The 10,960-nt window shown below is 43.5% G+C and carries 11 protein-coding genes; 9 read left to right on the plus strand and 2 right to left on the minus strand.

The features are described 5' to 3' along the window. From ACFIME_RS06655 to ACFIME_RS06690, 8 genes are all read left to right on the plus strand, one after another. The coding region (locus ACFIME_RS06655; protein WP_375684687.1) for a hypothetical protein at nt 1-481 on the plus strand (481 nt) is incomplete at its 5' end. Then, nucleotides 462-1,151 (plus strand): phage baseplate assembly protein V, encoded by a 690-nt coding sequence (locus ACFIME_RS06660; protein WP_375684688.1) that lies wholly within the window; start codon nt 462-464, stop codon nt 1,149-1,151. The genes ACFIME_RS06655 and ACFIME_RS06660, both read left to right, overlap by 20 nt. Beyond that, nucleotides 1,148-1,489: a GPW/gp25 family protein gene (locus ACFIME_RS06665; RefSeq protein ID WP_375612353.1), complete on the plus strand. Its 342-nt coding sequence runs from the start codon at nt 1,148-1,150 to the stop codon at nt 1,487-1,489. The genes ACFIME_RS06660 and ACFIME_RS06665 overlap by 4 nt, the downstream gene beginning before the upstream one ends. Then, nucleotides 1,486-2,313, plus strand: coding sequence for a baseplate J/gp47 family protein (locus ACFIME_RS06670; protein ID WP_375684689.1), 828 nt, complete (start codon nt 1,486-1,488; stop codon nt 2,311-2,313). The genes ACFIME_RS06665 and ACFIME_RS06670 overlap by 4 nt, the downstream gene beginning before the upstream one ends. Beyond that, entirely contained in the window at nt 2,313-3,419 is a 1,107-nt protein-coding gene (locus tag ACFIME_RS06675; protein WP_375684690.1) for a phage tail protein, read from the plus strand. The genes ACFIME_RS06670 and ACFIME_RS06675 overlap by 1 nt, the downstream gene beginning before the upstream one ends. A 1-nt stretch (nt 3,420) precedes the next feature. Continuing rightward, complete coding sequence (locus tag ACFIME_RS06680; RefSeq protein WP_375684691.1) at nt 3,421-6,564, plus strand: DUF4815 domain-containing protein; 3,144 nt, start codon at nt 3,421-3,423, stop codon at nt 6,562-6,564. Between the two features lie 13 nt (nt 6,565-6,577). Next, nucleotides 6,578-7,969: a Bgr_08870 family protein gene (locus tag ACFIME_RS06685; RefSeq protein WP_375684692.1), complete on the plus strand. Its 1,392-nt coding sequence runs from the start codon at nt 6,578-6,580 to the stop codon at nt 7,967-7,969. A gap of 535 nt (nt 7,970-8,504) precedes the next feature. After that, nucleotides 8,505-9,323: a DNA adenine methylase gene (locus tag ACFIME_RS06690; RefSeq protein WP_375657859.1), complete on the plus strand. Its 819-nt coding sequence runs from the start codon at nt 8,505-8,507 to the stop codon at nt 9,321-9,323. A gap of 97 nt (nt 9,324-9,420) precedes the next feature. Here the strand turns inward: ACFIME_RS06690 and ACFIME_RS06695 are convergent, their stop codons facing one another. Beyond that, the gene (locus tag ACFIME_RS06695) at nt 9,421-9,777 is read right to left on the minus strand and encodes a type II toxin-antitoxin system HigA family antitoxin (protein ID WP_375624310.1); all 357 of its coding nucleotides are present in this window, start codon (nt 9,775-9,777) and stop codon (nt 9,421-9,423) included. After that, complete coding sequence (locus ACFIME_RS06700) at nt 9,774-10,088, minus strand: type II toxin-antitoxin system HigB family toxin (protein ID WP_317993618.1); 315 nt, start codon at nt 10,086-10,088, stop codon at nt 9,774-9,776. The genes ACFIME_RS06695 and ACFIME_RS06700 overlap by 4 nt, the downstream gene beginning before the upstream one ends. Nucleotides 10,089-10,252: 164 nt before the next feature. On the opposite strand from ACFIME_RS06700, the gene ACFIME_RS06705 reads away from it, so the two are divergent. Continuing rightward, on the plus strand, nt 10,253-10,960 hold a 708-nt coding region (locus ACFIME_RS06705), incomplete at its 3' end, for a phage tail sheath subtilisin-like domain-containing protein (RefSeq protein ID WP_375684693.1).

Here is a 10,960-nt window from a genome sequence, read left to right on the forward strand (position 1 = left end):
TGACAATGTTTTCAATATGCGTGACTTCAATTTATTTATTGAAGCAATGCCAGCTATTAATATCTCAACACAAAGTGAAACAATTGAAGATGGACATGATTTTGGCTTAAGACGGCGTGTTTTAACGCTAGATGTTGAATGTTATGCGACATGTGAAGATGGAGCGCGTTTTGTTGACCAATTAGCATGGGAAGTTGAGGAGGTTTTCTACGCTAATCCCAATCTCAACAACACAGTTGAAACATGCCGCCTGCAAAATATTGCTTTTGCCTTTGGTGATAATGGCGCTTTAGCACTCCACGGTGCAATTTTAACCTTTGAAGTCATTTATGTGACAAATATCCCCAACATGAATGAAGAAGAAGGCAGTGTAACAGCAAGAATCGTTGAACCCCTTGTCGGTTTTAAACCCGAAACAGGTGTGGGAAACGAAGACAAATACCATAAAATTGAAGGTGGACATGTTAGAGCGACGCGATAAAGAAATCACAGATCTAAAGAGACGTGTGGCCAATATGGTTGTGGTGGGGAAGATTAGCCATGTCGACCATAAAAACGCACGCTATCGGGTAAAAAGTGGCAATCTTGTCAGTGACTGGATTCCAGATACCCAAGCCCGCGCCGGTAAAACACGTTCTTATGAAGGACGCGATGTTGGAGAGCAAGTAGTTGTTATCTCGTCATCAGGGGATTTATCACAAGGGGTGATTATTGGTTCACTTCATACAGATGCTAATCAAGCAGCCGATAAGGGCAGCATTCACCGAACGATATACCCTGATGGAACCAGCCTTGAATATGATGATGAACAAAACACTTATGGAATTCACATCAAATCCGGCGGAAAGTTTATCCTGACAATCGCTGATGGTGTGTCACTAAAAGGTGATGGTGGCAAGCTAGAGCTTACCGCACCAGATGGCATAAAGATTGTTTCAGAAAGCGATATAAATTTAAACGCAAAAGGCGGCATCTCTTTGAAGGCAGGTAGTAGCATTTCACTGAATTCGAATGATAGTCTCTCTCTTCATTCTGGAAATAATGTTTCCATTCATTCAAGTGGATTAAGACATAACGGCACCAATGTAGGAGCAACACATGTTCATGGCGGTGTTTCCCCTGGTGGTTCTATGACAGGAGGTCCCAATTGAACAGTGGAATGGACCGCACAACGGGAAAGCCATTAACCGGCATTGATCATTTGCGTCAATCAATCCTTGATATTTTGTTAACGCGGATTGGTTCGCGTGTAATGCGGCGTGATTATGGTTCACGTGTTGCTGAACTCATTGATGCACCGGTTAATAATGCTTTTGCTGTTGCTCTTTATGCTGCTGTTGCTGAGGCTTTAGACAAGTGGGAACCGCGTTTTAAATTGAAAAAAATTGATTTTAAAAGGGGTGAGAATGGACACGTTTCTTTATCCTTTGAAGGCATTTATTTGCCATCCGGCAAGCCCATTACCATGGAAGGATTATTGATAAAATGAATGGAGTGCTTGCAAAACCAGACATCATCACAGAACTTTCTTTTGAAGAAATACGCGCTGCTGCTCTTGTCCATTTAAAAGAGCTTTTGCCTGAATATACCATTCTTGAAAGTGATCCGGCCGTAAAAGTCATAGAGGCTTTTAGCTATCGAGAGTTGCTTTTAAGACAGCGTATTAACGAGGCAGCACGCAACAACATTCTTGATTTTGCAACCGGTGAATCTCTTGATGCTTTGGGAAACTGGCATGGTCTTGCCCGCATGGAGGGTGAAAGTGACGAGAGATATCGTGAACGCATACAGCTTCATGCCCGTGGAGGAAACGGAAGTGGAACAGAACCCTATTACAAACTTATCGCCTTAACAGCCGATAGTCGAGTGAAAGATGCCATTATCTATCGTAAAGGCAAAGACCCAACCATCTATGTTGCTCTTTTTGGTAATAATGAAGAAGGAACAGCCTCTGAAGATCTCATACAAGCAGTTTCACAAGCTCTTCACAGAAAAAATATCATCATGACCAATGATACAATCATTGTTCACGCTGCTGTCAAAAAAGTGCTGGATTTAGAAGCAGATGTTTGGCTGTTACCAGAAACATCTTTGAAAATTCTCACAACAATGGAAACAAATTTACGCACGGCTTGGAAACAAGAACAAGCCATTGGTCGTGAATTAAGCCTCTCGTGGTGGATTTCAAAACTGATGATCCCTGGTGTTCAGAAAGTCATTGCCATTACCCCAACACAAGACAGTATGGTTTGTGATGAAGAAATCTTATCGATTGGCAAAATCACCTTAAACTTTAAAGGGCGGGCGCGCTAATGGTTGGCTCCCTCCTTCCCACAAACGCGACGGAATTTGAAAAGCGCCTTGCTGATGCTTGCGATTTTCATCAAGATATTGATGGTTCTGTTTTGGGGATTTCACGCGCAAAACTGATCACACGCCCTCCCCGTTTCTTGCCGTGGTTGATTGAAGAATACGGGCTTGGTGAACTGACACCTTATGTTCCAAACCTCTATGATTTGATTGATCAAGGGCTTCAATGGCAGCGGATACGTGGCTCACTTGCGGCAATAGAGATGGGGCTTGAATGGCTAGAGATTTCGGCACGCTTTATACCCGCTTGGACGGGGCGAGCATGGTGGAACTCCTTTCAACTTGATTTTGATCAGTTGCCTGAACGAACACAGCTTGAAGCCATTGAAGCGATTACAGATCTCTCCAAAAGTTTGCGCTCCGATTTTCGTCGTGGTGTTGCGGGGTATGATGTGCAAGCTGTTGAATGCAATATGTCACGCCTTGATGACAGCATGTTGGAGTATGAAAGCGGTGTTCGCTTAACAGCTGGGGGCACTTTGTTTTCCTTTGGGCGCACAACAGAGATCAATCACACGCTCACAAGAGAAGAAGGCAGGCTTATTGGTAATTGGATAGATGACTTTGACGAGGAGTTAAGCTGGAACCAAATTGATTATCCTTGGGATTTGGCAAATTTTCCGTGGTGTTCGGTCAAAAAACATGAACGCGATATGCTTATGGCAGAATGGTTTCATGGTCGCACGCTTTATCTCATGTTAAGAGACAGCCAAAATAGCGTGATTGGGTATCGCAGATGCTATGCTGTAGCGCCTGTCGAACAAGCTTTGGATGGTGTGTATAGCCATTGTGGCGGCAGATTCCAGCCCTCCTCGATGGGCACGGCGCTTTTTCTGGCAGCACGCACAGATTTTCACGATGTTGATGGCAAACAAGCAGCATTTGTTTCTATTCTCGTTCACGGCATTCCCAAACAAGATATCCCCCTTGGAAAGCTTTGGTGTGACGTCAATGAACTGAATGGTGGTGTCGAGATACTCAAAACACCCATCAATATTTCTTTGCGTGCCGATGTTCGCGAACAATTCAAGATTTTATTGAGGTTTTAATATGAAGCATGAAAGTGGTTTACCCTTTGCAATTGACAGATCTCGCGGCAAAGAGGAACAACAAAGCGTGGTGTTTTATGGCACGCGTCCCTTTATTCAAAGTGGTGAACTCAATGAGGTTCAAACCATTATAAGGGGGCGGCATGACCGCTTGGGGCGCCTTGTGGCAAAAGAAGGAGACCGCGTTGAACGGGCTGATGCTTTTGTCAACAAAGACACAAGGACCGTCACTTTAACGGATGGCAAGATTTATATTGCCGGCGATATTTTCCCCGTTGCACCAGCTGTACTCAACAATGTTGCCATGATTGGGCGCTTGGAAATTGGTGTGAAGCTGCAAAAAAAATGGATAACACACGAAGATGATCCAGAGCTCTTGGGGCAAGTCCCTGGTACCTTAGCAGAAGGAGAGCCCGGAGCGGCACGCGAAACAGCACAGCTTGTTTGGGCACTGAAAGAGGATGCGCAGAATGGCACTTTCTTTCCGGTTTATATTTTACAAGATGGTGTTCTGATTGATCAAAAATCGCCCTCACTGCTTGAACCCGCCATGCAAGCTATTGCGACGTACGACCGCGCCCATGGGCATTATATCGTGAGTGGCTGCCGTGTGAGCGCATTGGGAGCAAATAATGGTTGCCAAGTGTTTAGTATTCAAGAAGGAGAAGCCAATATCAATGGCTTTAAACGCAAACGCTTAGCGGCTTTGCGCCATGAAGAGCCAGAGGATTTTTCGACAAGCGTTGTTCCTAGCGAAACGCATATTTTTGCGCCCCCAAAAGGGAAAACAAGTTTCACCTTTAAACCCTATTATTTTCCTATTGCCGATATTCAGTCTCTTTTGTTGACAAAAGAAAAAACCGTTAACGTCACCCGTGGTGCCGTTGCCGCTGGGCGTGATGGTGTTCCTGATAAAAGCATCACCGCGTTTATCAAAATCGTTCAAGGAAGCAAGGAATTTAAAGAAGGCACAGATTTTAAAAAAACAGGAGACACCATTGATTGGGCACCGGTGGGAGACGAACCTTTAGCAGGGAGCAGCTATAAGGTGACTTACCGCTATCGCGCAAAAATCACGGCTGATAAAGTAACAGCGCAGGAAATCACTGTCTCAGGTGGGGCGCAAGGTGGTGATATTATCGTCAGTTACACTTACAAACTCCCCCGCATTGACCGCATAGGACTGAACACAGGGGGCAATGTGGTTTACATCAAAGGTATCTCAGTAGATCATCCCATGGCACCCAGTGTCCCTGATGATGTGTTGTCCCTTGCAACCATTACCAACAATTGGCTTGAAACGCCGGTTGTGGTTAATGATGGCACCCGTGTTGCCCCCTATGATGAAATGTGGCGCTATTTTCAACGGGTGCTTTCGCTTGACCGTCTGATGCAATTAGAACGGATTAAAAGCAATGTTGACTCTAAAGAACCTGTTGCCAAAAAAGGCATGTTTGCAGACCCTTTTCTTGATGATAGTTACAGAGATGAAGGCTTTCAACAAACGGGGGCTGTAGGCAACGGCATTTTGCAGCTTGCCATTGACCCAACATTCTATACTGCTCCTTTAAAAGCGCCTGTCACCCTTGACTGGACAAATGAAGTGATCATTGCGCAAGAGTTGACAACGGCTTGCGAAAAAATCAATCCTTATCAAAATTTTGCACCCCTGCCTGGTACAGTAACCCTTGAACCCGCAACAGACTTTTGGCATGAACAACGCACCGATTGGCTCTCGGGTATCACCAATCAAATCATTATGGGAAAACATCGCGGCAGTACCATACGTAGAACAGAAGTAAGCGATAATTTCATCAACACACACCAAGAACAAATCGACTTTTTAAGACAAATTACCCTTCACTTTAAAATTGAAGGTTTTGGCAGTAGCGAAATCTTGGAAAGTCTTACCTTTGATGGTGTGAATGTTTTACCAAAGAGTCTCCTTATTGCCGATAGCAAGGGCACCCTTGAGGGCGCTTTCACGATTCCACAAAATATTACGGCTGGCACAAAAAACGTTGTGGCAAGGGGAAAAGGTGAAACCATTGCAACGGGGCTTTTTACCGGTCAAGGCGTGATTGATGTGAAAGTGATGCGGCGCACCACCACGGTGAAGATATGGACGCAAGTGGACCCACAAGCGCAAGTTTTTACCCCCGATGAAACACGGCAAATCACCGGTATTGACTTTCATCTTTGCAAAATCGGCAATCAGAACCATGATCTGGTGATTGATTTGGTGACCACAGAAAACGGCTATCCTACCGCCGATATTCAAGCGCAAAGCTTTTATTCTATGAAGGGCGCAAAGCTAGGTTGGGCAGAAGCACGCTATGATGTACCACTCCTTGTGATGGATGACCGCTTAACGGCTTTTGTCATTAAAACCGATGATGCGGATCATTCTGTTTCACTAGCAAAGCTTGGAGATTTTGATGCAGAACACCAGAGATATGTCTCGAGTCACCCTTACGTGACCGGTCCACGCTTTTCTTCTGTTAACGCACAAAGTTGGACAGCCCATCAAGATGAGGCTTTAGCCTTTCGGGTGCTCGCTGCCCGCTATAGGCAAACAGAAAAGATTGTCGATTTAGGCACTTTTGATCTTGTGGACTGCTCTGATTTACAAATACGCGCAGCCATTGAGTTGCCTTCAAGCGATTGTTCTGTCATCTTTGAAATTGAAAGAAACAACGGCACGGTTTATCAACTCCTTCCCTTTCAATTGCTCAGTCTTACTGAATATATCAGTGAAAAGATCAAGCTTCGCGCTATTCTTAAAGGAACAGAGAAACTCTCACCGGTGTTATTTGCGCCTGTTCAATTGATCGCGGGAAAGATCCATAAGGAAGCGACCTATGTCACGCGTGCTTTTGCCTTTGGTGAAAAGGCAAGGTTAACGAGCTATATCAAAACCTTTTTACCGGGTGGTGCAACCTTTTCACTGGAGATGCAACTAGATGATGGTGGTTTCACCCCTTTGAAACTTGACGAAACAGAACAACTCGCTGAACCACTTTGGACAGAACGAAAATTTGTGAGCAGTGACAAAACAGCCAAACAAGCGCGCCTCAAACTCACTCTTACCGGTGGACCAGCAGCGCGGTCCATGGTGAGTGATTTTGGCGCTGGCATATTGTGATGGGAGAACAGAGATGACCAAAACCAAAAAACTCGACATGGAATTGCCTAAAGAGGGGCGTTTTATCAGTTCTGAATTCCCAATCTTGCGGGAAAACTTGACCAAAATTGATCAAGCTCTTTTGGCTGTTGAGGAAAAGATAAACGAAAAAGCACCTTTACAACACACGCATACCATAAGCGAAATCACAAATCTAGAAAGCGCTCTCAATGGCAAAATGGCAGCGGATAAAACCTTCACTTTTGCCGATTTAAGCGATATCGAAGGCGCAAAAGATGCCGCCAACAATTATGTTCTCTATAAATCAAGCAACAATAACTTTACCTTTGGCAGTGCTGTTTCACTATTAGGTGCGCACCAACATAAAACCGAAGATATCGTGGGGCTTGATGATTTTAGAGCCAAGATTAATCAAGATCTCACAAGCTATGGTCGCTTAGCCAGCCCAAATGAATGGCAAAGTTATAATAAATTTACCAGTAAAGTCACCATGGGTGACGACTTGGAGATCTTGGGTAATGTATCATCTGACTTCTTCGGTCTTCCAAAAAGGAAAGTGGTTACCCGTTTAAGCACAAGTGGAAGTACGCTTAAAGGACCGCTTAAAGTTGATGATGATCTTGTTTATACCAAATCACAAGTGGATGCAGCCATCTTGGCACAGATAAAGAGTCTTAAAAAAGATTTGACCGATAAAATCACGAATTGGCCGGCTCTTGCTGATGCTGAATTGCTCTATACACAGGATGGAAAAATTCAATGGCCCGATTGGGTAACGGATAACACAAAAGTCGAAATCCAAGCATGGGGTGGCGGCGGCAGTGGTGGGGGTGGTTATTCTTATTACTTAGGAGGCGGTGGCGGCGGTGGCGGTTGTACGGTATGGTATGGTTATAAAGCGAGTTTAAAGGGTCATGAGAATATCACAATTGGTAAAGGAGGAGATTCTGTTTCTGGATGGAATGTAAAAGGTAGGTTTGGAGGAACAACAACCGTTGGCAAAAATTTTATTACGGCGACAGGAGGACATGGTGGTGGGGGTACTTACTCTTCTAGCACTCACACGGGATTTGGTAAAGATAATACTTCCTTCTATTCAGGCGATGGCGGTGCTGGAGGAACAGGTGGAAACTTTGGTTTAGCAACGGATGAACATCCAGGAATTGCCAAAGGCGGAAATGGTTATGCTGGAACGAATGGAATTACGAGTAAAACAAGCGGTAATGGAGGCGATGCTGGAGGTGATACATCACGTGGTGGCTCTGGAGGAGTCGGCAAAGGTTCCTATAGTTCGGGAAAAGCAGGGCGTGGTTTTGGTGGTGGTGGTGCTGGTGCTCATGCCGATTCTTCTTCAAGTGGCGCTGGAGCTGATGGCGCTGTCCTCATAAGATTATGGAAAGATTAAATACAAAACTAAAAATAGCACAAGTCAAATGGATAGCTGTTGTATAAGCTGGCTTGTATGATTTTAAGCCCTTTAAAGCCCTTTAAAGAGCTTTTTGACTGACAGTGTCAGTTTTATGAAAGGCAGCTCTTGTTGTTATTGTTTCTCTATTGATTTGGAGAGCAAAATGGCAACAAAAGTAAATACTCTCTATCGCACTATAGCAAAATCATTCTTTATCTTTAGAAGAAGCCCCGAAATCACGGCGTGCTCCCTCTTCTATTCCAAAAGTTTTGTAAAGAGATTAACAGCTCTTGGCAAGCCGCTCTGATAACCTATCGCTATGAGAAATCAAGCAGATATATCACAGGAATTATCCTAGAAACTCCAAACCAAAGAAAGAAAGAAAAAATAGAGGCTGGGCTGGTAGTCCAGCCAACGGGAACAGTTTGAGAAACACCCGCCCGATGTAACACAACTTAACATCGCAGCCACTTCTTATCACTTGGAAACAGTGAGAAGATGGCTACTATAGATGAAAGAGTGTTAAAAAATGATGGATACACTTTGTAAAGAAAAATTAAAATCTATTGATCCTATAGAACCAGCTGCCGCTTATGTTGGTGGCAAAATCAAGTTGGCAAAAACCATTATCAAAATCATTGAAGGCATTCCCCATCGCACTTATGCCGAACCTTTTGTTGGCATGGGAGGAATATTCTTTAGGCGGAAATTGATTCCCTTATATGAAGTCATCAATGATCGCTCAGGCGATGTGGTGAATTTTTTTCGGGTGTTGCAACGCCATTATCACCCTTTTATGGATCTGTTGGAGTTCCAGATTAGCAGCCGTGAGGCGTTTCAACGTTTTACGTTACAAGATCCAAAGACGCTTACGGATTTAGAGCGAGCTTTGCGGTTTTTATATCTACAGCGGTTGAGTTTTGGTGGGCAGGTGGCAAAGCGTACCTTTGGAGTTGATCCCCACCGTGGTGCACGGTTTAACTCTTTCAAACTTGAAGGGTTCTTAAAGCTTATTTACCGGCGTTTATCAGGTGTCACTATTGAACATTTAGATTGGTTTGATTTTATCAGGCGTTATGACCGGCCAACGACCTTGTTTTACCTTGATCCACCTTATTGGGGCGTTGAGAATTGCTATGGCAAGGATTTGTTTAAGCGAGAGGATTACCAGACGATGTCCACACTGCTTGCACAATTAAAGGGAAAGTTTGTTCTGTCTCTCAATGATGTGCCAGAGATCCGAAAAACCTTTAGCCAATTTAAACTAAAAGAAGTGAATACATCTTATACATGTGGTTCAAATAATCCAATGCCGGCTCAAGAGCTTATTATCTCAAATTGCGATTTCTAAAACGAGAAATAATACATATTAAAGGGTCTTTAAATGATCTTTGAAGACCTTTTGAAACCCCTTAAAAATCTTTCAAAAAAATAAATTAGTATAAAACCTAAGCTATCAGACTTTCTAGTGGAATATTGAACTGTTGGTGCAAGTTTTTAATCATGCGCAGTGTTAATTTTCTTTTACCACTCAAGATTTCATAAACACGATTTAAATGACCAATCGCAGGAACGAGATCTTTAGCACTTAAGTTCATTTGTTCCATTCTAAATTTAATAGCTTCAATCGGGTGAGGAGGAGAAACAGGATAGTGTTCTGCTTCATACGCTTCAATCAACAACACAAGAACCTCCATTTGATCAAATTCTGGAGTATTCTCTTTAGGTTGATTGTCAAACATTGCAGACACAATTTCTAAAGCTTCTTGATACTCTCTCTCTGTACGAATTGGTTTGATATTCATTTCTTAAATTCCTTTAGTTCTACAGTATTAGCATCAATTGCATCATACTGTTTGTGTGTCCCTATAAATTTTATATAAAGCCAACCTGCTGGATAAAAGATTGAAACAACTAAACGATAATCATTGCCTCTAATATTAAAAACAACACGATTATTCTTTAATATGCTTGCATTTTTATACTTCTCTTTAATGTCATGAGGAGAACGCCACTGCGCATTTTTAGCTTCATCTACCCATGCTTTTAACGGTTGTTCAGCATCAGGATATCGAGCCCAAAAAGTTTGAAGTGTGGAGATTTTAACAATTTTCATAAGTGTATCCTGATTTTTATCAATCTTAGTACCATTTTGGTACTAAGTCAAGATATTTATAAAAAGAAAGTGCTTGTTGAAAACAAACCTTTCTCAAGAACGGCTTTCGCCTCTCATTTTTTCCCATTCATTTCATTAGCCAATATTTCAAAGGAGCATAAAGTATGGCAACAGGTTTTCTACACGGTGTTGAAGTTGTCGAGGTTGACGACGGCACCCGTCCCCTTCGCGCAGTACAATCGGCAGTTATCGGGATTGTTGGTACAGCACCCGATGCCGATGAACAAGCATTCCCTCTCAACACACCGGTTTTGGTAGCAGGCTCTCTTTCACAAGCCGCTAAACTGGATAAAACGGGTAAGCGTCAAGGCACCCTACCCAATGCCCTTGATCTCATTTTCAAGCAAGTGGGTGCCATTGTCGTTGTCGTCCGTGTGAACGAGGGTGACAATGAAAATGCAACACTCACCAATGTTCTAGGTGGTGTAAACGCAAATGGTGCTTATGAAGGTGTTCATGCTTTGATTGGAGCGGGGTCCATTGTAGGACAAACACCACGCATTCTCATCGCTCCAGGCTTTACACATCAACGCCCTTCCAGTGTGAATATTGAAGAGAATGGAACTGGTGCGACTGCCAACCCCGTAGCAGCAGAACTCATTGGCATTGCTGAACGCCTACGCGCCATTGTGGTGCTTGATGCACCCAACACAACAGATGAAGCAGCCCTTAGCGCAGCAAAGGATTTTGATTCAAAGCGCGCTATTATCGTTGATCCGTTTGTAAAGGTAAATCGTGATGGAAAAATTGTAGAACAGCCAGCAAGTGCAGCAGTTGCTGGTGTCATTGCTAAAACTGATTTTACACACGGT

Origin of the sequence: Bartonella sp. AP1QHHD, assembly GCF_042196265.1 — a bacterium.
Lineage (GTDB): Bacteria > Pseudomonadota > Alphaproteobacteria > Rhizobiales > Rhizobiaceae > Bartonella.